The sequence below is a fragment of the Ruegeria sp. CDSA221 genome (assembly GCF_059611825.1).
Map to the genome: position 1 here is coordinate 213,864 of NZ_JBXWPK010000001.1, position 24,009 is coordinate 237,872.

The window sequence follows — 24,009 nt, forward strand, 5'->3', positions numbered from 1 at the left end:
GGGAATGTTGCCCTGTCTCTGCTACACCTGCGATCAATCTGATGTTACGCATAGCTTCAGAGAGGGGGCAGATTGAACATCACAGATAACCAGATAAAGGCAATGACGACAGCTGGGCTGAATCTGATCGGTCAGGCGTTGTCGATCTACGACAGTCAGTTGCGGCTGGTGCTTTGCAACCGGCCTTTTCAGGTGATGTTCGACCTTCCGGATGATCTGGTCCGGCCGGGTGCGTTGTTCCGTGACACAATACATTTTCTGGCGAGCATCGGCGAGTATGGCCATGATGAGGTTGTCGAGGACATCGTCGCACATAGGGTCAGTCAGGCCCTCACTTTTGAACCGCACTATATTGAGCGCGTCAGGGCGAATGGGCAGGTGATCTCGGTCGAGGGTGCACCGCTGCCCAACGGCGGATGGGTAACGGTCTATACCGACATCACAGATACCAAACAGGCCGAAGCGCTATTGCGGGCGCGTTCCGAAGAATTGTCGGACGAATTGTTGACCCGGGCCGAGGAAATGGCGGCGACCAACCGAAAGCTAGCGTCGACCATTTCGGCTTTGGAAGAGGCAAAACGTCAGTTAACCGAAATCGAAGCCCGCACCCGGATGACAACCGAAATGATGCCAGCGCATATTGCGCATCTGGATGCCGATGGGCGGTACGATTATTCCAATCGCAAGCTCAGTTCGGTTTTGCCCGGCCGACCCTCTGAGATTCTTGGGATGCATATTTCTGACGCTTTGGGACCGGCCGCATTTGCGCGGATCGAACAGAACCTGAACCGTGCCTATGACGGGGAAGCCACGGTATTTGAATTCACAGAGGGTCAGGATTCACGTCGAATCCGTGTTTCGTTCACGCCCGACAGCGAAGGCGGTGTCTATGTGATGTCAGTCGACATCACTGAAGAAACGCAAGCCCGTGTGGCCCTGCAACAAACACGCCGCCGGGAAATGGCGGCGCAAATGACGAGCGGTCTTGCGCATGATTTCTCAAACTTGCTGACAATTATACTGGGGATGCAGGCCAAGCTTGATAAAATGGACCTGCCGGAAGGCGCACAAAAGCTGGTGGCCGCCACGCGCCAGACTGCTAAACGCGGCGGGCAGTTGCTGAACCGCATAGCAGGCATGACCGGCAACCGAACGCCGCAACCCAAAGCCACGGATATGCGTGCTCTCCTCGAGGATTTGCGTATTCTCGCCACGCCGTCACTGCCGCGTGGCATGGGGCTTTCGGTCGTGAATACATTGCCGGATGTGGCACTTATGTTGGATCAGGGGATGATGCAGGACGCCATCCTGAATCTGGTGCTGAATGCGCGAGATGCCTGCGGAGAAACAGGTCAGATCACGATCAGCGCGCATACGATTGGTGGAACCTGGGTCGAGATTTCGGTCTCGGACACAGGGCCGGGCTTTTCGGAAGAAGCGCTTGGCAAGGCACTCAATCCTTTCTTCACCACAAAGGGTGACAAGGGATCGGGTTTGGGTTTGCCCATGGTTTACGATACAGTCAAACTGACCGGTGGAAATCTGAGCCTGCGCAATACACCAAGCGGCGCCATGGTGGTTCTTCGGTTACCATACCGCGCCGCGCCGCCTGCGCTGGAAGGGCTGGTTCTGTTGGTTGAAGACAGCAGCCAACTTCGTCGGAATTTCCGTGATATGCTTGTGGAGATGGGGTTCACCGTGATTGAGGCGACCTCAACCGATGAGGCGCTTTCATTGGTGAACCAGATCGAAGACATCGCATTGATATTGTCCGACATTCGGCTGGAAGGACCAGAGACAGGGCTTGACCTTTTGCAGAAAGTGAACCCTTCCTTGCCGTGTATTCTAATGACATCGCTGCCTTATTCCGACCCGCTGCATCGTCAGGCACTGGCTTTGGCACCAGTTCTGCGCAAACCGTTCACACAAGCGCAGCTTACTGCCTTAATCCGAAATGAGGCCGCATGATGAACCAACCGCTGGTAACCATCTTAGATGATGAGCCTGAGATACGTCGTATCCTGACCGACACACTGGAAGAGGCGGGGTTCCGCACTCAAAGTTTTTCCCGTGCTCGTGAATTTGAAGCATCGTTGAAAAGAGTGGTGCCCGATGTGTGTCTGGTCGACCTGTCTTTGCCGGATACAGACGGCTTGGCACTTGTTCATCGCCTGGCTTTGGAACAAGGTGCCGCAGTCATCATTATTTCGGGGCGGGCACAGGTACAGGATCGTGTCACCGGATTGGAGCTTGGCGCGGATGATTACATCACCAAACCCTTTGATCCAGCCGAAGTGGTCGCTCGTATCCGGGCGCGGCTTCGATCATCGCGGGCACCAGCTCCTCAGTCAGAGATCGCAGAATTCAACGGCTGGACCGCGTATTTCGACCGCTATGTTCTTGAAGATGGTTCCGGATCAGAAACGCCGTTCAGCCACGCCGAGGCCGAGGTGTTACGTCTGTTTCTAGATAGTCCTAAACGATTGATCAGCCGGTCGCAGATGCAAGAAGCGCTCGGGGGAGGCGCGGGCGACAGCTTTGACCGGGCCATGGACGTGCGAATATCCCGATTGCGAACAAAACTGGGCGAGGACCCCAAGAACCCGCGATTGATTAAAACCATCTATGGGGCAGGGTACATCTTTTTGGGCGACGTCGCCTGGCGATGATGATGACGAAGCTGGGTGCATCTGGCGTTCGGTGTGAAACGGGCTCATAAGCTGTCGGAACGTAGGGGCGTTAAAGTAGATATTGCGGTCGCCACCCCGTTATTGTCGGTCGCGTATTGATAATCTGTCGGCAGGCACTGGATTCTCGGCACAGTCAGGCATAACTAACACAACCGCGCGGTTCTTTGGCTAAGGCTAACTTGGGTTGAAACGTGATCAGATATCGAATTCGAAAAGGTTTTGGAGCGTAAAATGATCAAAGAGACCTTAGCGAACTGGCGATCCAGCCATCTCGGTCGACTTTTGAGTGAAAGTCTCCGAAAGCAGGGTTGGTTGTACGGTGTTGCCATGGTGGCAATGATTTTCGTCGCAGCAACAACGGCCGGAACCGCTTGGATGATGGAGAACATCGTCAATGCGATGACCACGCCTGAGATGAAATCGAAAGTCTACCTGATTGCCGCCGCGGTGGTGGGTTTGTTTTTGGGTAAGGCGGTCGCCTCTTATATCCAGTCGATCTTTCTGGCGCGTGCAGGCAATCGGATCATCGCTGTGCAACAGGAAAAGTTGTACAATAAACTGCTGAAACGCGGTGTTGGTTTCTTTGCGGAAACAGAATCGTCCAACCTTCTTATGCGTGTGACCCATGGGGCTCAGGCCGCGCGGCGGCTTATCGACGTTATGGTGACCAGTTTCGTGCGCGATGCTCTGACTCTGGTTGGGCTGGTTTTCGTGATGATTTACCAAGAGCCTATGCTGTCTATTCTGTTCTTCTTTGTGGGTCCCGTTGCGCTTTTGAGCGTGCGTTACATTCTCAAAGGTGTACGGTCGATCATGCAGTCAGAAATGAAGGCGTTGTCCGAAATCATCAAGGTTCTTCAGGAAACATCCGCTGGCATACGGGTCATCAAGGTCTTTGCTTTGGAAGACAACATGACCGATCGTATGAACGCAGCGATCAGGTCGGTTGAAAAGCGGGCAAACTCGATTTCCAGATTGCAGTCGATTGCCAGCCCATTGATGGAGCTTCTGGCCGGTGTCGCGATTGCCGGTATTCTTATCATCAGCACCCTTGATGTTACCGGCAGCGAGCCGACTTCGGCGGGCCAGCTGATGTCATTTATCACAGCCCTTCTGATGGCTTATGAACCGGCCAAACGTTTGTCAAAAACGCGTGTCGTGATTGAAACTGCCCTGGTGCCTGTGGGGATGATGTTCGAACTGCTTGATCAGGAAGATCCGATGGTCGAAAGCTTGAACCCCGAGAAGCTGAAATCCGGCCCGGGTGAAATACGCCTGAACAACGTGACCTTTGGCTATCAAGGCGAGCAAAAAGTAATCAAGGATATGAACCTGACTTTCGAGGCGGGCAAGACCACAGCTTTGGTTGGTCAATCCGGGGGGGGCAAGTCCACGATATTCGGATTGATCATGCGGTTTTATGATCCCGACCAGGGCAAGGTGGAAATTGATGGCCAAAACCTTGTCGATGTGAGTTTTGCGTCTTTGCGTCGCAAGATTTCCTATGTGGGCCAGGACACATTCCTGTTCTCGACAACTGTGATGGAAAACCTTCGCTATGCACGACCTGGTGCCACCGATGAAGAGGTGATTGAGGCTGCAAAAGCTGCCCATGCCGATGTGTTTATCTCACAGTTGTCAAATGGGTACGATACGCAGGTAGGCGAAAACGGCGCGTTTCTTTCTGGAGGTCAAAAACAGCGTCTGGCGATCGCGCGGGCAATTCTGCGCAATGCCGAGATTTTGCTTTTGGATGAAGCTACCAGTGCTTTGGATGCGGAATCTGAGGCGCTTGTTAAGGCTGCTCTGGACAAGTTGACCGAGAATGTAACAACCATTGTAATCGCACACCGGCTTTCGACTGTGCTTCAGGCAGATACCATTATGGTTGTTCAAGACGGTGAAGTTATCGAACAGGGCAACCTTGATGCGCTAATCGAACATAACGGGACGTTCCGCCAACTGTTTGACCAGCAATTCAAGCTTCCGGGATCCTAAGCTCAGTCCGAATGGGCGGGGCTCCACATAGATTCTGAACGGCATCGAGAAGTAATGGGCGTTGGCCCGGTCAATTACTACTCACGAAGGGCCTGATCTTTGACTTTGACAATCGGCTGCAGAAGGTAGTCCAAAACGGTTTTCTTGCCCGCAAGAATATCCACTTCGGCAATCATGCCGGGAATAATTTCAACCGCTACTCCGTTCCCATCCAACATCGAGTGGTTGGTCCGGATTTCCACGACAAAAACTTCTTCATCGTCCCGCTCAGATCGCGTCACGGTATCAGCCCCGATACGGATAATTTGCCCGTCCAAGGCCCCGTATCGAGCAAAATCATAGGCAGTAATCTTGATCCGAACCAACTGTTCAGGGTGCAGAAATGCGATGTCTTCGGGGCGGACATAGGCTTCGACCAACAAAGACTCATCCAGCGGTACAATTTCGATCAGTTCCTCACCGCTCCGTGCCATACCGCCTATGGTCGTGCGGTGAATGCGATTTACGATGCCGCGTACCGGCGACCTGATCTGCGCCTGTTCCGCTCTGTTTCGTAAGGCTGGCAGCGATGGTTCCAGAGTAGCCAGTTCCGCAGTTGCCAATGCAAGTTCGGTCAAAGCCGCGCTTCGAAACCTGCTTTGTGTCGCCCGAACCCGATCATCAATTTCCTCCAATCCTGTCTTCAGACGGTTGGTAGCGGCTTCAGCCCTGGTCCGGCGGCCTTGCCACTCAGCCTCGCTGCGTCGCAAAGACAATAGTGTCGTGGCGGGTTCCATCTGCTGTTCTACTAGGGGGGTAATGATTGCCCGTTCCTCGGCCAGAACTTTCAAAGTCTCGGACGCGGTCACCGTATCGACAAGCCCTTCTTCGTATTCTCTTAACCGCTGTTCCCGTTGGCTCATCAGAATTGAGATTTCTGCCTGCAACTCTGATCGCCGGCCTTGAAACAGAGCTGTCTCAGACTGAACAACAGTCGGCGCACCTTGGACCAGGATCGTATCAAAAGTCAGCTCGGTCCCGTCTATCTCAGCTTGCAGGCGCTGGGATCGGGCTCTCAAGCCATATGCACGCTGTTCCTCTTGGCTGAGCTTGCTGTCGATTTGGGTGGTATCGAACTCCATCAGCAACTTCCCCTTTTCAACAACCTCGCCTTCTCGGACATTCAATGACTGCAGAATGCCGGACTCCGTAGCTTCAATCATCTGAACATCCGCCGACGGCACGATGCGGCCTTCTACACGGGTGACATCATCAAGTTCAGTGAAATGGGCCCAAAGCGCTGCTGTCGCCAGGAAAGTCAGGATTACCAAGAGAAGCAATGAACTCCTGACCGGTGACCCGCCTCGCATTTCCCGGGCAAGCGAGGCTAGGTCATGATGCTGCGACATTCAGATGCCTCCGTTGCTTTCCGGAATGCTGTGACAGTATGCTTTTTGGTCCATCTACCCGTACTTTGCCGCCCTCTATGACGATAACCCTATCGACAAGTTCCAATAGGCTGGTTCGATGGGTTACGATCAGCATAGTTGTGTCGGGGGTCGCCTTTTTGAGCCGCTGTATGACCTCAGCTTCGGTTTTGACGTCCATGGCACTTGTTGGCTCGTCCAGAAGAAGAACCGGAGGTTTACCAATCAAGGCTCTGGCCAAGGCGATGGCCTGCCGTTGTCCCCCTGACAATCCCTCACCGCGCTCTGCCAGATTTTGGTCATAGCCTCCGGGATGGCGAGAGACAAAATCCTCGACCCCAGCGACTTGCCCCGCCCAAATCAGGTCCTCATCCCTTGGCCTGATTGCGCCGCTTTTGATATTGTCGCGGATTGACCCGGAAAACAGCCAAATATCTTGCAGAACAGAGCCGATATTGCGCCGCAAATCACCTGGATCAATTTGTCTGATATCGACCCCATCCAATTGAACAGACCCGGCGTCTGGATCGTACAAGCCAAGCATTAGCCGCGCGACCGTGCTTTTCCCCGAGCCGATCGGACCAAGGATTGCAACCTTCTCTCCGGGCGAGATGGTGAATGAAACACCGGACAAGACGTTGTCGTGTTTTTCGGGATAAGCAAACTGGATATTTTCGAAGGTTAATCTCCCTTCAAAGCGATCGCGACTGATCCAGCTCCGCCCTTCGGGGCGTTCACTGTCGGCCTGCATTAAGGCATTAAGGTTTTGATAGGCATTTCGGGCCTGATTAACCCGTGTCAGGGTTTGTGCCAGTTGCCCAAGTGGCGCAAGAGCCCGCCCGGTCAACATGACCGAAGCAACAAGCGCGCCCATGCTTGCCTGACCATCCATCACAAGAAAAACACCGTAGAAAACGATAAGGACCTGGGCGGCCTGTTGGGTAAATCCGGTCAGATTCAAGGCAAATTGAGTCACTGCCCTGCTGCGCGCGCCATGTGATGACTGAAGCTGTATGGCAGCCTCCCACCGCGACCTCATGGGCCGGGCCGCCGCTGTCGTTTTTATGGTCTCCAACCCGGATACAGTTTCGACCAGAACCGATTGCTTGGATTGACCATCGATGAAGCTTTTCTCGGCAAGGTGAGAAAGTATAGGTTGCACGATGATGCCTGCTAGCAAAACGACAGGCACAGCCAGAGCTGGAACAAGTGCAAGTGGGCCACCGACCAAGTAAATGACAAAGACAAACAATGCTATGAAGGGTAGATCCACGACTGCCACCAAGGTGGCGGATGTGAAAAACTCACGGAGTGTCTCAAATTCACGAATGGTGCTGGCCATGGCCCCTGTCGAACCTGTGCGCGCCTTCATGCGAATGTTGAGGACCTGGTCAAAGACTCTACGGCCCATCGAAATATCTGCTTTCTGGCCAGCCCGATCTATGAATCCTGCCCGCAGGAGTTTGAGCACGAAATCAAAAAGCAGCGCGATCCCAACACCTGCTGTCAAAGCAATCAGAGATTCTGTGGCTTCGTTTGGCAAAACACGGTCATAGACGACCATGATAAAGACCGAGGTAGATAGACCAAGCAGATTTGCCAACGCCGCCGCAAGCGCAACCTGAGTGTAAGACCAACGATTTGCCGCCATAGCGGACCAAAACCAGTGGCCCGAAGCAGAACTGGACCCCGTGGCTAAATCCTCACGGTGATTGCGCCGCAGCAGGATCGCAAACCCTGTATAGACTTCTGATAGATCGGTTTGCTGAATTTGACCTATTTCCGTGCCAACCTCCGGATCATAGATCAGAACCCGACCATTTGAGGTTCGGCCATGAAACACAACGGATTTTCCCCCTTCAAGAATCAACAACGCAGGAATCAAAGTGTTGTCAAAAGCTGACAAAGCCCTTCTTCCGTATCCCGCCTGGACCCCAACACGCCGTGCCAGTTCCAATGAATCGCGGATTGTAAGCTCTCCGTTCGAGCCTGTTTGAGCCGCGAGAATCCCGGCAAAAGTGATTGGACAGTCAAGATGGGCCGCAGCGTGCATCAGGCATTTTTCAAAGCACGATAACTCGGGCGTTGCGAAGGCAGGTGTCAATTGTTTCATTGAGAACCCTCAACGGAACTGATTGAAATACCAAGGAGATCCAGGATGTCACCAGTCAAACTAAGGATTGCGTAGTCTGTCAGGAAATAGTTCTGTTCGGCTAGGATAAGTCTTTCCTGTGCATTCACATAGTCGCGCTGTGCGTCAAGGATTTCGATCAGACTGCGTCGTCCGATTGTGAATTGCGCTCGCGCCGCTGCAACACTGTCAGCATTCGCCTGCGCAGCTATTCGCGCCTCTCTAAGCCGTTGTGCTCCAGCAATTTGGTCAGCGCGAATTGTGTCCAGCTCTCTTTGTATTTCTCGCGTTAGGGATTGATGAACGAATTCCGCTTCGCGAACTTTGGCTTCAGCCGCGGTGATGGCGGCACGGCGCTGTCCAGTAGAGTCCAGCTCATAATTAAAGGACAGGTCGACCCCGAAATTTGCGTCATTGCTATCATCGCGATCCGCAAATGCCGAAACATTCACGCCGGGTTGACGGCGCGCCAAAGCGGCAGCACGTTCTGCCTTGGCGGCAAGCAGGGCCGCTTCTGAGCGTCGAATCTGCAGGCTTCCCGTTACGATACTATGATCCGATTGTGAGATCGTCGGCGCTTTGACTGGGGGTTGCAGATCACCTGACGGGCTGCCAAAAACTTCACGAAAACGGGCATCGGCGAGGTCCACTCTGGCTTTTGCATCCGCCAGTCGCGTCCGTGCATCGGCCATCCGCGACCGCGCTGTCAATACATCGGCGTTCGAACCAGCGCCTAATGCAGCCCTCTCGGAAATTTGTTGAACGAGCTGTTGGTGGACTTCCACATTTTTCACCGAAATATCCAGGATTTTCCGTAAATCCAAGACCACTATATAGGCCTCAATCGCAGCCAGAGCGGTTGCCGAGGCTGTTGATAACTGGCCGCCGCGACTTTCAAAAACCCGTGCTTTTGCAGCAGTCAAATCACCGGATGCGGCCCCCCCGTCATAAACGAGCTGTGAGATCCGCAGATAAGGGGTCACGTCGGCTTTGTCCGAGTCTACTCGCTCGGATCTGGCGTTGATTCCAAGTGAAACCTGCGGAAGAAAGGCCCCTTTTGCCGCGTCATGGTTGGCTACTGCCACATCCAGCGCGGACATAGATCGCGCCAGGTTGGGGCTGGTCTCGACGGCGTGCCGTACGCGCTTGCCAAAAGAGCTTGTGGTCAGTTTCTGAGACGGTTCCGGCGCGCGGAAACCCACGGCCCCGGTCGAAAAAGAAGCCTCGACCCCGGCAATGTCAGGTGGCTGGGTACAGGCCGATACTATGCTGAAAGAGAGAGCAGAAATCAGAAAACTCAAAAAGCGACCGCATGTGGGCATTTGTCATTCACACTTCATTAGGACCAGATTATGTCATCGGTTTGGGCTTGGGCGAATGCATTCATGAAACCGGTAAGTTCTGAATTTTCGGTGTATTTTACAGATGTACCGGCCTGGGAAATCTGCTTTTGCACCTGAAAAAGCCATCTGAGATTGGATAATGAAGCCTGATGGCCATAGATCAGGCGTAAGCCTTTTGTTTCGACCAGTTCCAATTTGCGTTTTGCCGATAGCTGTTCCAGGCGTGCAGAGTTGATTTGCAACCAGTTATGTGCAGAGCCGAATTCCAAATTATCGCTCAGGGGCTCAAACAGCCCAAAGGCGTCTATCATTTTGCAAATTTCGGTAGTTCTAATCTGAGAGGTTGCGCGCGCTTTCAGGAAGTTTTGAACTTCTTTCAATTCAGTGCCGAGCGTATCCGGAGCTGAAAAAAAGGGATTGTCAGAACACTCTTCGGTCAACAGGCCCGAACCTTCATCTACGACCAGCTGAAAGGTGCTGCCGCTATCCAGCCGGCGGCACGAAAAGGGATGACTACGCAGTTCGGACGGAATATAGCTGGCCAGCCAACGCCCTTCTGTTGAAACAAATGGCGAGGGTTCACCAGCAAGAAGTGAATATACCGCAATCGGTTCAATTTCTGGGCCGGTTCTGCGAAACACAATCGGAAAAGTGGCTGCAATCTGGAGCACCTCTTCTTCCACGATCACGCTCTCGGTGCGTTCAGCTGCAAAGTCATAAGATGTGAAACGCTTCCAATACCGATGACTGTGACGGTTGAAATTGATCGGAACTAGGCCATTCTGTGCCATTTCTACCTCTTGAAAATCGAGAGTACTGCCACCCGCGTAGGGTGGCAGCGTAGTCGAGCGTCAGGCACTGGCCCCGGTTGGATCGGTATGCAGAATATTGTCAGCAGTAAGCCCGCTGAGGTCATCCAATCCGGTGAAATGGGCCACCGTTTCGACTGTCGCCGCATCGGATGCGGAATAGTCGACCTTGACCAGCACACTGTCAGTTCCATCCGTAGCCAGGACATAGATCTCGTCACCTGCTTCGGCGCCGGTAAGGCTTTCGACCGCTGTCTCGATGGTTTGAGCCGTCAGATCGCTCAGCTCTGTCGTCAAACCAACCACTCCGGTGTCCGCGCCTAGTGCATCCCCTACTGAAAGCGTTTCCACACCGGTTCCGTCGCCGCGCAGGCTGCCGACATCCAATCCACTGAACATGATCGCATCAGCGGTGTCAGTCGCGGGTCCAGTCGTGAAGCCAGTGATCGTATCAACGCCATTTGCTGTTGGGGCCGGCTCGAACACGACAATGTCCCGACCAGCACCTGAGACATCCACTGTGTCATCGCCGTCCTGGCCACGAATGACGTTGTCGATGTCGGTTGCAATTAATGTGTCGTCGCCTGACGTCCCGATCTGCAGCACCGATGGACCACCATCCGGAGTCGTCAACGTCAGAACAATCGGTTCAGAGGCATCTAGAACTGTCATCGTGAATGTGACGATGGGTTGGGACAGGTCGGAATAGGTGGTCGCCGCGCCAGCAAAACTGACGGCTGATCCACTCACCGGGTTCGTCAGGAACAAATCGAATGCCCCATTCTCGACATCTGATCCGGTGTCAAACGTCACCACTGAGGGATCGAAACCCAGTTCGGCTGTGATGGCCATGCCGCTGGACAGATCCGTATCAGGATCTGCGTAGATTTCAAATATGACCGTTGATCCACTTTGTCCGGCTTCAGTGATCACATAGGCTGCAGGTTCATGGGCCGTGTTTTCATCCGTAACTGGCAAAGGGTCGGGTCCACCTGCCACAGATACCGTTGCGCCAAAGTCCAGATCATCTCCCGCCTCGACCGATGCAAAGGTGGCCGCACTTACCGCCAGTGTCCAGGTTCCGTCGGCGCCGACCGTAGCGGTTCCAACTGACACGGAATTCAACGTCACATCTACAGCCTCGCCTGCGGCAAGGCCTATTGACGTGCCAGAGACAACGACTCCTGAGTTTTGGGCGTCATCCAATGAAACGGCACCGTTTGTTCCGGTGTCATTGATTGTCAGGACAGGCCGGAAATCCGTGGTTAACGGGGTGGCGGCGGCGGTAGAGATGTTGCCGGCGGAATCCGTAACCGTCGCTGAAACCTGGAAGGTTGTGCTGTCTGCCAACGCTCCCAAGTCACCTGACGGAACGGTTGCTGACCAGGTGCCACTTGAGGCGGTGCCGGTATAGGATTGCCCGTTCAGTGTGACTGTAACCGTTTCCCCATCGGCGGCATCTGTTGTGCCGGTGATCGTCAGGTCACTATCTTTTTCGGATACATCCAGCTCTGACCCGACCGAAAGAGGGTCGATCGTGACCGATGGCGCGGTAAAGTCTGTGTCAAAACTGGTTGATGTCGCTGTTGTGTTCCCAGCCGCATCCGAAGCAGATGCCTCGACATCGTAGGTTTCGCTATCCTGAAGTCCGGCCAAATCCGCGGCTGAGGCGGTATAGGTCCAGGACCCGCCCGTTACGGTCGCCGTGCCGGTGACGTCAACTGTGCCGTCCTGCCGAACGATTTCTACGGTCACAACCGTGCCATCTGCCGCATCAGAGGTTCCGGACACTGTAAGGTCGGTTCCTTGTTCCGCGGCGTTCATGACAGCCCCATCCGACAACCCGGTGATAGAGACCGCCGGTGCTGTGAAATCCGTTGTGAAACTGCCGCTGGCCTGCAGGGCAGGGTTTCCAGCCGCGTCCGAGACATCTGCGGTAACATTGACGGTTGCTGCATCGGACAGGGCAGCAAGATCTATCGCCGGGACGGTCGCCGACCAAGTACCGCCAGAGGCGGTTGCGGTGTAGTCCTGCCCATTCATGGAAACGGTTACGGTTTGACCATCCTCAGCGTTCGTTGTTCCAGAGATTGTCGGATCAGTGCCCTGTTCGGCTGCATTCATGACAGCGCCGTCGGAAAAGTTGTCGATGCTTACAGTCGGCGCGGTGGCATCTTTCGAAAGCGGGACACTTGCCTGCGGTGCAGATAGGCCGTCTGTGTCAAGCACATCCGCCGTGATCGTGAAATCGCCCCCATCTGCCAGCGATGCAAGATCGCTTGCAGGGACGGTGACGCTCCAACTGCCGCCGCTGACTGTACCGGTGTAGGTTTGTCCATCCAGGGTGACTGTCACCACCTGGCCGTCCTGAACGTTTCCTGTTGTGCCAGAGATTGTCAGATCAGACCCGGTTTCGGCAGCGTTGAGGACCGCACCAACGGACAATGGCGCGATATTCACCGAAGGCCCCGTCAGATCGACCGGTACCGAAGCCGTGGCCGGGACCGATGGGTTGCCTGCCACATCGTCAACGACAACATTTACCGAGGCCGGATTTCCGGTGGAGAGCGAGCCGAGATCGCCGCTGGGGATGGTAACACTCCAAGTGCCACCCGATGCGGTGCCGGTATATGTCTGGCCATCGAAAGTCACGGTGACCGTCTGCCCGTCTGCGGCGGATGTCGACCCGGTGACAATCAGGTCAGAGCCGATGTCCCCCAGGCCAATCGAACCGCCAGAGACCGGATCAAGCGTGATCGTTGGAGCGCTAAAATCTGTGTCAAAGCTTGCGCTTGTCTGTATCGCCGGATTTCCTGCGCGGTCGTCGACATCGGCAGTCACTGAAACGGTCACCCCGTCAGGCAGGGCGGCCAGGTCTGTGGCCGGCACGGTAACACTCCAGTGGCCGCCGCCATTCACTGTCCCAGTATAAGTCTGCCCGTTTACAGATACCGTTACTGTTTGACCTCTCTCGGCGTCAGAAGTGCCCGAGATTGTAAGATCAGTCGCTTGCTCGGCGGCATTCAGAATGGCCCCGTCCGAAAAGCCCGTAATGCTGACCGTCGGTGGAAGAGTGTCCACATCGAATCTTACCGTTTCGACCGATACTTCCTCACCCGTTCCATCCAGGTTGCGAACGGTGACTGTTGTCACACCTTGAGGAAGGCTAGCCGCCTCAACCGCCGTAAGGGAAATACTCCAACTGCCATCTGGATTGGGCGTTGCCGTCTTGGTCAGTGATCCGATTGTCACCTCGACCGTTGTGGTTCCGGTCGGTGCCATCAGGTTTGCGCTGGCGCTGTTCAATGCGTTCGCTTGCAGACCAGCAAGGTTCAGGCTTTGGAAATCCGGCGCAGGCGACGGAGCCTCGTCATCTCCACCGCCACCGCCACCACCTCCTCCTGCTGCGGCTGCACCCGCCAGACCAAGGCCCCCCAAAACAGCACCGGCGCCGCTAACGCCGCCAGCGGCTGCTGCGGCTCCCCCGGCTTCGGCGGCCAGTGCGAATTGCGCGACTTCCGCCGCCGCATCTTCGGCAATCATGATGGAGCCGCCGTCCAGGATATGAACATTCTCTGCCGAGACCAAAATCGTGCGCCCATCTTCCAGTTTGAGAAGAACATCGCCATTTGCCAGTAGCTTTGCGCTGTTAACGCCGGGAATCGCATCAGCGAATTGGAAGGTGTCCAGTTCTTCGGTCGTGGCCTGTGCCAACGCAGGAAGGGCAAGCAAGGCCGAACTTAGGCTGCCTGCGATGCCGCGCCCGACCCAGCGGCGCATTTTGTTGTCGATCCACTTGCGTATCTGTTGCCGCTGACCCGCATCGGGCCGGGTACTTGCAGGATTGCGTGTCATATCAGGTGTTTTGGTCATCTTGCCCTCACATGCTGTTTCCGCGCTGAAATCATGGGCAGCGACGTTTTGTTCATGTGTGTTGCCCATCGGATGTTCATGCGGTCGGACCAGAAAAAATTGTGTTAAACTGAAACCGAACTCCTCGTTTTCACCACAATCCCGCTTTGGTATTGGACCGGGCATCAGATCATCCTGTTCAAGAGCCAGATTTTGGCGTGGGGTGATTTGGTATGATGCTTCAGTTCGGCGGAGTAGTTGCAACAGGGAGCGCAGCGCTCGATTCAGGTATCGGCGATACGGCTTTAGAAACGTTTAACGGGGAAACGTATCTGTACAGCCTGACCGGACAGGGAGGGGGCATTGTCGTATGGCACCTCGTCGAAGGTGCGGTTCCCCAGCAGCAAGATATAGAATATTTCAGCGGTACAATCTCGGGCACCGTTGGACGTTCCGGGGTAATGGTTTCTCTGTTTGGGGGCGATCAGATCGTTCTGGATGTCAGGTCCGCAACCGGCCTTGTCAGCTACGAAATCCTTCCAGACGGATCTATCGGAGAATTGCAGGAAACCGGGTCCCTGAACGGTGGGGGTGGCTATTCGGCCTTAGTGCAGGTTTCCTTTGGATCGGTCGACATTCTGGCCGTGGCGCAAGAGGACAGCGGGTTGATTTCGACCTATACGGTCGGCTCAGACGGCTTACTGACCTTTGCGGGGGCCGTTGCAGGTCAGGCCGACTCAATCAAGACCGCTCAGTCCGGGTCGGATCAATTTGTCGTCGCAACCGACGCCACCAGCAATTCGATAACGACCTATTTGGTGGACAGCAGCGCGGGAACCTTGAGCCTCGCAGATTCCGGCGATGGGGTCTCGACCTTGGGCATTGGCGCCCCAACGGCCGTCGAAATTGTGCAGGCGCATGGCCATTCCTGGGTCATCGTTGCTGGCAGCGAAAGCAACACGATCAGCGTCATGGAGCTGTCTGGTGATGGCCGGTTGATACCCACCGATCATGTGCTGGATACACTGAATACCCGCTTTGAATCGGCTCAGGACCTGGCCGTGGTCGAAGTGAATGGTCAGGTGTTTGTCGTGGCCGGGGGAGGCGATGATGGGGTGACACTGTTTACCCTGACACCGGATGGTCAACTGGTCTATCTGGACAGTTTTGCCGATACGTTGAGCACCGGGCTGCAAAATGTCGAATCGCTCAGCGTGGCCCATGTCGGGGACGAAATTCAGATCTTTGCCGCCTCACAAGAAGAGGCCGGGTTGACGCAGCTTACTTTTTCGGTCGCTGACCTGGGTATCGCCGCGGACGGTTATGGGACAGTCACTGGCACCGCGCAGAACGATATGCTCAGTGGCAGCATCCTTGATGCCTCTCTACTTGGCGGCGGCGGCGATGACATCCTGATAGCGGGGATTGGGGCCACTACGATGACCGGCGGTTCCGGGTCTGATATCTTTGTGATGCAGACCGGAACCGCGATGACAACGATTACCGATTTTGAAGTCGGATCGGACAGGCTGGATCTGTTTGACTATCCATTTCTGCGCTCACCTGGACAGCTCACTTTTACGTCCACCGCGCAAGGTGCGCAGATCGAGTATCTGGATAATGTGGTTCAGGTGTTTTCGGCGTCAGGTGCTCCGCTGACCAGTTCAGATGTCTTCGGCGCCGGATTTGGCGGGCCAGACCATATTCCGGTGGATTTGAACGGTTTGGGCGGGCTCGACCCGGACAGTTCGGCAGGCATTCAAGGGAATATTACCATTGATTCACAAGTTGCAAATCCCGGTCTGTCAAACGCTGAAATACGTTTCACCCCGGAAGGGGGCGGCACGGTTAGTGTCCAAGCCGACGATGAAGGGAGGTTCGATCTGGATCTGCCTTCGGGCACATTTATCGGTGAACTGGATATCATAAAGTCCTATTCGGCTGGGACCGGCGAGATCACCGCTCTGGACGCATTGCAGGTCTTGCGACTTTCCGTGGGACTGGACCCGACATGGGGGCAGGCAGCACCGGAAAACCTGATTGCGGCCGATATAAATCAAGATGGCCTCATCAACGCTCTGGATGCGCTGGCTATCTTGCAGATCGCCGTCGGATTGCCCACAGCGCATGAGGCAGAGTGGGTGTTTCTGGACGCAGATGCCGATTTGTCGGGGATCACAAGTTCAAACGTGACCTACGAAACCGGTGTCGATGTCGTCGCGGTAGACGGAGTGATCACGACTGAAATGACTTCGATCCTGTTGGGCAATCTCGAAGCGGTTTAAAGTCTACGGAATCTATTCCCGGAAGGCCCTGTTAAAGTAATCGGCCATCGGTTTTATCAGATATGAAAACGGGGATCGCTCGTCCGTCTTGATCATCGCTTCGACTGGCATGCCGGGTACAAGGCGTTGTCCGTTCAGGCGCTCGATCTGGTTGGCATCAGGTAACATTTCAGCGCGATAAAATGTGTGTCCGGTGTTCTCATCAGTGAACGTATCGGCAGAAATCGTGACAACATGCCCTTCGATTTCGGGGGTTTCGCGTTGGTTGAAGGCGGGAAATCGCAGGAGGGCGGGCTGCCCAATATACACTTGGTCCACATGAATCGCATCTACGCGAGCGGCAATCAGCAGAGGAATTTCCTGTGGTACGACATACATCATCGGTTCTGCCGGTTGTACAACCGAATGCAGTGCAAACACCTGGCTTCCATAGACTGTACCGGAAACCGGCGCCCTAATATCCAGCCGCGATAGACGAACAGCCAGCGAGAGCCTGCGTTCAGACAGTTCCGCGATTTTCGATTGCGCATCGCGTAAGGCGGTGATTGCTTCTTCGCGGCGTGTCGCCTGCAGTTCTACAATCTTGATCTCGGTTGCCGCGATTTGGCCTTTGAGCCGCGCGGCAGCCGCTTCGAGCCTGCCTATTTCACCTGTCAGGCTGGCTTCTTCGCGTTGCAAGGCGGAGACCCGACTGGCTTGTGTCAGACCGCGTTGAAGCAGGCTTTGCTGGTCCTGCAGCTCCTCCTGTATCAGATCGACCTGACGGCGTAGCGAGACCAGTTGCGCCAAGGTGCCCTCGATCTCGCTTTCAATCTGAATGCGTTGCTTGCTCAACTGCTGAGTCTGCTGATTTAGGGTATTCAGACGTGCCTCGAACAGGCGTTGCTGGCCGGCGATCAGCTCAGGGTCAATGTCTTCTTGTTTCTGTACGTCGTTCAGCGCGGATGTCAAAACAATCAGATCAGTGCCATCGCGTTCGGCCTGAAGCCGCGCCTTTCGGACGAGTAATTCAAACAGCTGCGCCTCAACGATGGTCTTTTCCGAGGTCAGAAACGTGTCATCCAGACGTAACAGAATGTCGCCGCCGGTGACGGAATCACCGTCGCGCACAAAAATCTCGCCGACCACGCCACCGTCTGGATGCTCGACTACCTGGCGGTTGCTTTGAACTTCGATGACGCCCTGCGATACAATGGCGCCTGCCAGCCTGGTCTGCACCGCCCAAAAGCCCAACCCGCCGATTAAAATAGCCAGTGCGAGAAACCCGACCAGAGCAGGAAATGTAATGCGCCAAACAGGGCGCGTGTCATTATGATTGGGCTTTTGCATTACTCACCCACCCGTGCCAGACCTTTTTTGATCGCATTTGCGTTCTGAACCATGGCGCTTAGCACCTCATCGCGGCTGCCGGATTTCACGACCTGGCCATTTTCAACAACAGCAAGATCGTCGCATTCCGAAATGGCCTGTGGTCGGTGCGTCATGATGATGGCTGATTTACCCGCGGCCTTCAGTTCTCGGATCGCGGTGTTCAATGCCTCAGTGCCATCAGCATCCAGAGCCGAGTTCGGCTCGTCCAGGATCAGTAGGACAGGATCTCCATACAAAGCGCGCGCCAGAGCAATACGTTGCTTTTGGCCACCCGACAGTTGACTGTCATTGCCTTCCAGAAACGTGTCGTACCCCTTTTCCAATGTCAGGATCAGGTCATGAGCCTTGGCTTTCTTGGCTGCAGCGATGACCGCTTCCGAATCCGGGTTTTGGGACATCCGGGCGATGTTTTCGGTCACTGTTCCGTTGAACAAAGTGACTTCCTGCGGCAGATAGCCGATGTGTTGGCCCAAATCATCAGTCCCGTATTGATCCAGTGTAGCGCCTCCAAGCCTGATTTCGCCAACGGCCGGTTTCCACAATCCTAACAGGGCCTTGGCAAGCGTGGATTTTCCTGACCCGCTTTTGCCGATCACGCCCAAAGCTTTGCCCGGTTCTAGTTTCAGTGAAACGTTCCTGAGTGTCGGTAAATCGGCGCCGGGTGGTACAACGGTCAGTCCTTTGGCGATCAGGCGCGCATCTGGTACAGGCAATTTGGTCCGGTCCGGCTCGGGCGGGGTGGTGTCCAGGAATCGGTTCAGTGAAATCCACGCAGATCGCGCACGCTCCACCAATGCCCATTGGCCCACCGCCTGCTCGACCGGGGCCAATGCGCGCCCAAGCAGGATGGACCCTGCAATCATTGCCCCAGGGGACAGTTCGTTTCTTAAAACCAGCAAAGCTCCCAATGCCAGCATGGCAGATTGCAAGAACAGCCGCATCGACTTGGTTAATGAGGTAAAGCTTCCGGTCCAATCGCTGGCCGAGATGGTCTGTCTCAGCGCATCGGTCCTCTGGGTCAGCCAGCGTTGCGAGATGTCGTGCTGCATTCCTTGCGAGCGGACAACTTCTGCGGCTTGTCTGGCATGTTCCGAGAATGAGCCTGCCCGCGCCGAGGCCTGCTGCGCAGCGGCAACCTTTCTATGAGTGAGCGCCTGATTAAGCAGAGCGATGACAATCAGGATCGCGCCACCCGCAACCGCAAGCCATCCAAGCATCGGGTGGAATAGGAAGATTGCTGCCAGAAAAACCGGTGTCCAGGGGATATCCATTACGGCCAGCAAAACAGGTGAGGAACACAGGTTCTGGATTGCCTCAAGGTCGCGCAAGGCAGTGGCTGGGGCTGCACGGGCCTGCGGAACAAGAGATTTTCGCAGCGTTGCCTCGAACACCCGCTCGTCCAGTTGCGACTGGAACCTCGCTCCGAACCGCGCAACGATACGTCCTCGCGCAAAATCCAGCATGGCCATAAGGCTATATAATAGAGCGACAATCAGAAACAGCGCCGTGAGGGTTTCAACCGCCCGAGAGGCAAGGACCCGGTCATAAACCTGCAGCATGAATAAAGGCCCCGTCAGCATCAGCAGGTTGACAAAGATGCTGAACAGGAAGGCCAGTGCCAGAAATGACAGCCCCTTGTTGCGCACCTTGCGCAACTCATGTCTGGCAGGCAGGGACCTGGGAATTTCAGAGCTCACGTTGTTAGCCTTGGGTTACTGTTCGATACGGGCATTTGCGCCTTAATTTCTTGCACATTAGCCTTTGGTAAGCCTAATGCAAATGTGCGACTTCCCGGTTCAGGGAAATGGGCTGATATGTCAACATGATCACCACAGTCTCAAGCGGGTTTCTGCCAGACTGGGGCGATGGATCGCAAGGTGCTAAACGTTGCACTCAAATGAGCAACTTACGATCTGTAGGAAAGCAAAAACTGACCAACCTGAATCCGGCGTCAGCCTGAATTCTATTGATGCAGGTCAATGCGCAGCGCCAGCGAATGGCGTTCATGTAGAACCGTTCAGGTCGCCTCGGGGTCATTCATCCTTTGTAATCTCATATTGAGACTGTATGAAGAGACCGGAAGTTTCGAAACCCAATCTCAGCTCTTTTAGGAGTTTGATGACATGAAGCTCAAGTTTCCAACTGCATATACAATTCTGTTTGCGTTGATAGCACTGGTCGCCATTGCAACCTGGTTTGTTCCCGCTGGCCAATATGACCGCGTCGCTAACGAAGCCCTGGGACGCGATGTTCCGGTACCGGGCAGCTATCAGGTTGTCGAGCCCAATCCGCAGGGGTTCTATGATGTCGTACTGGCCCCTATCGGGGGGTTCTATGACCCTGTCAGTTATGAAGCGCGGGCGATTGATGTTGCACTTTTTGTGCTGGTGATTGGCGGTTTTTTGGGAGTTGTAACGCGAACCGGGGCGATTGACGCCGGGATTGCGCGCGCAATGGTGCGTCTGAAGGGGCGCGAGAAATGGATGATCCCCATCTTGATGGCCTTCTTTGCTGCGGGGGGCACAATCTATGGCATGGCCGAAGAGTCACTGGCTTTTTACGCGCTGATCATCCCAGTGATGATTGCCGCGCGCTATGACGCGGTAGTGGGTGTGGCCATCATCATGCTGGGGGCGGGGGTTGGCACGCTGGGATCGACGATTAACCCGTTTGCCACAGTCATCGCCTCGGATGCGGCGGGGGTGCCCTTCACCAATGGCATAATGCTGCGCTTTGCGCTGTTGCTGGCATGCTGGTTGGCCTGTGTGGTTTTTGTCATGCGATATGCAGCCAAGGTCAAAGCCGATCCGGATCTGTCCATCGTTGCCGACAAGCGCGAAAGCAATGAGGCGCATTTCCTCAAAGGTGGCCGCACGGGCGGTGAAGCTCCGACCTTTACGAGTATGCATGGGCTGATCCTTTTGATCTTTGCGGCCAGCTTTGGCGTGATGATCTGGGGTGTCGCGGCAGGAGGCTGGTGGATGGCCGAGATGTCCGGCCTGTTCATTGTGTCCTCGATAGTCGTGGGATTGATCGCACGGATCGGGGAAGAGGAATTCACCTCGACCTTCGTTGACGGTGCCCGGGATTTGCTGGGCGTTGCGCTGGTGATCGGGATCGCACGCGGGATCGTAGTGGTCATGGACGCAGGAAACATCACCGATACCATTTTGTATTGGGCAGAAGGTGCCGTGGATGGTTTAGGCAAAGTGGCCTTTATCAATGCGATGTTCGCCTTGCAGGGGCTGTTGTCCTTCCTCGTCCCGTCATCTTCGGGCTTGGCGGTTCTGACGATGCCGATCATGGCGCCGCTAGCAGACTTTTCCGGCGTAGAACGGTCTTTGGTCGTGACGGCCTATCAGTCAGCCAGCGGTTTGGTGAACCTGATAAACCCGACCTTTGCGGTGGTCATGGGCGGGCTGGCGCTGGGGCGGGTGCCGTATGAACGCTGGCTCCGGTTCATGTGGCCGCTTTTGCTGATCCTGATCGTGATCATCATGGCCGGGCTCAGCCTTTCCGCCTTGGCATGAGGTCGCATTATGCCCACCGACACCCGACCTAAACCCAAAGGAACCCTTGGGTTCTGGATGTGCACCGCGCTGGTGGTGGGCAATATGATCGGGTCCGGTATTTTCCTGCTGCCGTCTTCTCTGGCCGAGTTCGGGCCAATCTCGATGGCGGGATGGGTTCTGACCGCAGGAGGCGCGATTGTTCTGGCGTTAATCTTTGGACGGCTGGCGCGATTGTCTTCCAATACCGGCGGGCCATACGCTTATGCGCGCGAGGGCTTTGGTGATTTTGCCGGTTTCCTGATTGCTTGGGGCTATTGGATCGCGCTGTGGTCTGGGAATGCCGCCGTTGCCGTCGCCTTTGCTGGCTATCTCAGCTTTATGGTACCCGCCATCGGGGAAACTGCGCTCGCGGGATTGGCGGTCTCACTTGGTGCGATTTGGCTGCTCACCTGGGTCAATCTGCGCGGCGTTCGGCAGGCCGGGATTGTGCAAGTGGTGACCACGGTGATGAAGCTGGCCCCGCTGCTGGTGCTGATCCTGCTGGGACTGGCTCATGTCCAACCTGAAAACTTCCGGCCGGTTAACCTCAGCGGTATGTCGAACATATCGGCGATCTCGGCCTGCGCGGCGTTGACGCTTTGGGCCTTTGTGGGGCTCGAATCCGCAACGGTTCCGGCGGACGATGTCAGGAACCCTACCAAAACGATCCCTCTTGCGACGATTGTCGGAACCTGTGTTGCCGCATTGGTCTATATCGCTACGACCTATGTGGCGCTTGGGGTAGTGCCATCCGGCACGCTGTCCGGAAGCAACGCACCGCTGGCGGATGTTGCGCATGTGATGTGGGGGTTTGGCGGTGCGGTATTCATCGCGGTCGGGGCCTGCGTTTCGACCTTCGGCACGCTCAACGGATTTGTGCTGCTGACCGGACAAGTTCCACTGGGCGCTGCCCGCGACGGGTTGTTCCCGGCCGGTTTTGCCCGGGTGTCACGGACCGGTACGCCGGCATTTGGCCTGATCTCCTCAAGCCTGCTAGCCAGCGCTCTGATCGCTATGAACTATACCCGATCCCTGGCTGAACAGTTTGAATTCATCATTCTGTTGGCCACCCTATCCACGCTGGTTCCCTACCTGCTGTGCGCAGGTGCCGAGATTATGATCCGCGCAAAACGCAAAGAACGCACCCGCCTGCCACCGCAGGCCTTTGTGCTGGCGGGTCTCGGTTTTGTCTATTCATTCTGGGCAATTTTCGGCGCTGGAAAAGACGTCGTTTTTTGGGGCGTCCTGTTGCTGTTGGCTGGGTTGCCCATCCATGTCTGGCTGCGTTGGCAGTCCGGCGCGATTACATCAAAGGAGATATCATGACTGGATTTGGCGCACATTCCGAGATTGGGAAACTTCGAAAGGTGATGGTCTGCGAACCGGGTCTGGCCCATTCCCGCCTGACCCCCGGCAATGCGGCAGAGTTGCTTTATGACGATGTCCTTTGGGTGCACAAAGCCCGCTCTGACCATGCCGATTTCCGCATGAAGATGGAGGATCGCGGGGTTCAGGTTTTAGAATTCCAGACGCTGCTTGCAGAAACGCTGAAGGACAAGGGAGCCCGTAATTGGGTTCTGGACCGCCGCATTACCGAAAATCAGGTGGGCGTCGGTATGCTGAATGAGCTGCGCGGCTGGTTGGATGAGATGGCGGCCAAGGATCTGGCCAGATATCTGATCGGCGGCATCGCGGTCGAAGATATGCCGTTCAAACCCTCAGGTATGTTCGGCAGCTATCTGGGGCCATTGGGCTTTGTGATTCCACCGATTCCAAATACGCAGTTCACTCGTGACAACAGTTGCTGGATCTATGGCGGCGTTACGGTCAACCCGATGTACTGGCCGGCGCGGCGCCCCGAAACCCTGTTGGTGACCGCGATCTACAAGTTCCACCCCGAGTTCCGCGACGCGGATTTTGAGATCTGGTGGGGCGACCCCGACAAGGATCACGGTGCTGCCACGGTCGAAGGCGGCGATGTCATGCCCTGGGGCAATGGCAGCGTGCTGATCGGCATGGGTGAACGGACCAGCCCGCAGGCCGTGGGTCAGGTCGCCCGCGCTCTGTTCGCCAAAGGCGCGGCGGAACGGGTCGTGGCTTGTCAAATGCCCCGTAGCCGCGCGGCTATGCATTTGGATACGGTGTTCAGCCATTGCGACCGCGAGACCGCGACTGCCTATGTTGATGTCTGTAACGATATCCAATGCATCAGCCTGCGCCCCGGAAACAAAGAGGACACGATCGACTTCCGGCGCGATGAAAAACATCTATTTGATGTGGCCGCCGAATGCCTGGGGATCAAGTCTCTGAACATCGTTCAGACAGGCGGAGACGCATTTAATCAGGAACGCGAGCAATGGGACGACGGCAACAACGTGGTGGCGTTAGAGCCCGGCGTGGTCGTTGCCTATGACCGCAACACCTATACCAACACGCTGCTGCGGAAGGCGGGGGTCGAAGTGATCACGATCTCGGGCTCGGAACTGGGGCGCGGACGCGGCGGCGGGCATTGCATGACCTGCCCGATCTGGCGTGACCCCGTTGATTATTGAACCGGATTACTGAAAAAGGAG

Annotated in this window: 14 protein-coding genes; 7 read left to right on the forward strand and 7 right to left on the reverse strand. The window is 55.5% G+C overall.

Annotated features, from left to right (window positions below; genetic code table 11):
- The first annotated feature begins 102 nt into the window (after positions 1-102).
- The 3 genes from AC2FJ5_RS01030 (at position 103) to AC2FJ5_RS01040 (ending at position 4,688) form a co-directional block, all read left to right on the forward strand.
- On the forward strand, positions 103-1,968 hold the full coding sequence (locus AC2FJ5_RS01030; protein ID WP_496698397.1) for a PAS-domain containing protein: 1,866 nt from the start codon (positions 103-105) through the stop codon (positions 1,966-1,968).
- A complete protein-coding gene (locus AC2FJ5_RS01035; protein WP_142636417.1) occupies positions 1,968-2,669 on the forward strand; it encodes a response regulator transcription factor in 702 nt (233 codons plus the stop codon). The genes AC2FJ5_RS01030 and AC2FJ5_RS01035 overlap by 1 nt, the downstream gene beginning before the upstream one ends.
- A 252-nt stretch (positions 2,670-2,921) precedes the next feature.
- Positions 2,922-4,688, forward strand: coding sequence for an ABC transporter ATP-binding protein (locus tag AC2FJ5_RS01040; RefSeq protein WP_496792074.1), 1,767 nt, complete (start codon positions 2,922-2,924; stop codon positions 4,686-4,688).
- 77 nt (positions 4,689-4,765) lie between these two features.
- Here the strand turns inward: AC2FJ5_RS01040 and AC2FJ5_RS01045 are convergent, their stop codons facing one another.
- From AC2FJ5_RS01045 to AC2FJ5_RS01065, 5 genes are read right to left on the reverse strand one after another with little or no spacing between them, the layout of a single operon-like run.
- The gene (locus tag AC2FJ5_RS01045; protein WP_496792075.1) at positions 4,766-6,076 is read right to left on the reverse strand and encodes an HlyD family type I secretion periplasmic adaptor subunit; all 1,311 of its coding nucleotides are present in this window, start codon (positions 6,074-6,076) and stop codon (positions 4,766-4,768) included.
- On the reverse strand, positions 6,060-8,207 hold the full coding sequence (locus tag AC2FJ5_RS01050; RefSeq protein WP_496749852.1) for a type I secretion system permease/ATPase: 2,148 nt from the start codon (positions 8,205-8,207) through the stop codon (positions 6,060-6,062). Before AC2FJ5_RS01050 ends, AC2FJ5_RS01045 begins: the two co-directional genes overlap by 17 nt.
- Positions 8,204-9,526: a TolC family protein gene (locus tag AC2FJ5_RS01055; RefSeq protein ID WP_496792076.1), complete on the reverse strand. Its 1,323-nt coding sequence runs from the start codon at positions 9,524-9,526 to the stop codon at positions 8,204-8,206. The genes AC2FJ5_RS01050 and AC2FJ5_RS01055 overlap by 4 nt, the downstream gene beginning before the upstream one ends.
- 38 nt (positions 9,527-9,564) lie before the next feature.
- Entirely contained in the window at positions 9,565-10,359 is a 795-nt protein-coding gene (locus AC2FJ5_RS01060) for a SapC family protein (protein WP_496792077.1), read from the reverse strand.
- 60 nt (positions 10,360-10,419) lie between these two features.
- On the reverse strand, positions 10,420-14,250 hold the full coding sequence (locus AC2FJ5_RS01065) for a beta strand repeat-containing protein (protein ID WP_496792079.1): 3,831 nt from the start codon (positions 14,248-14,250) through the stop codon (positions 10,420-10,422).
- Positions 14,251-14,462: 212 nt separating this feature from the next.
- On the opposite strand from AC2FJ5_RS01065, the gene AC2FJ5_RS01070 reads away from it, so the two are divergent.
- Positions 14,463-16,514 carry a dockerin type I domain-containing protein gene (locus AC2FJ5_RS01070; RefSeq protein WP_496792080.1) on the forward strand — a complete coding sequence of 684 codons (2,052 nt, stop codon included), beginning with the start codon at positions 14,463-14,465 and terminating at the stop codon, positions 16,512-16,514.
- Positions 16,515-16,526: 12 nt separating this feature from the next.
- Here AC2FJ5_RS01070 and AC2FJ5_RS01075 read toward each other — a convergent pair whose 3' ends face one another.
- Both AC2FJ5_RS01075 and AC2FJ5_RS01080 read right to left on the reverse strand, forming a co-directional pair.
- Positions 16,527-17,843, reverse strand: a complete 1,317-nt coding sequence (locus AC2FJ5_RS01075) for an HlyD family type I secretion periplasmic adaptor subunit (RefSeq protein ID WP_496792081.1) — start codon at positions 17,841-17,843, stop codon at positions 16,527-16,529.
- Positions 17,843-19,582 (reverse strand): type I secretion system permease/ATPase, encoded by a 1,740-nt coding sequence (locus AC2FJ5_RS01080; protein ID WP_416383920.1) that lies wholly within the window; start codon positions 19,580-19,582, stop codon positions 17,843-17,845. The genes AC2FJ5_RS01075 and AC2FJ5_RS01080 overlap by 1 nt, the downstream gene beginning before the upstream one ends.
- 426 nt (positions 19,583-20,008) lie before the next feature.
- On the opposite strand from AC2FJ5_RS01080, the gene AC2FJ5_RS01085 reads away from it, so the two are divergent.
- From AC2FJ5_RS01085 to AC2FJ5_RS01095, 3 genes are read left to right on the forward strand one after another with little or no spacing between them, the layout of a single operon-like run.
- On the forward strand, positions 20,009-21,415 hold the full coding sequence (locus AC2FJ5_RS01085) for a YfcC family protein (RefSeq protein WP_496792083.1): 1,407 nt from the start codon (positions 20,009-20,011) through the stop codon (positions 21,413-21,415).
- 9 nt (positions 21,416-21,424) lie between these two features.
- The gene (locus AC2FJ5_RS01090) at positions 21,425-22,762 is read left to right on the forward strand and encodes an amino acid permease (protein WP_496792084.1); all 1,338 of its coding nucleotides are present in this window, start codon (positions 21,425-21,427) and stop codon (positions 22,760-22,762) included.
- Positions 22,759-23,988 (forward strand): arginine deiminase, encoded by a 1,230-nt coding sequence (locus tag AC2FJ5_RS01095; RefSeq protein WP_496792085.1) that lies wholly within the window; start codon positions 22,759-22,761, stop codon positions 23,986-23,988. Before AC2FJ5_RS01090 ends, AC2FJ5_RS01095 begins: the two co-directional genes overlap by 4 nt.
- Positions 23,989-24,009: the final 21 nt, after the last annotated feature.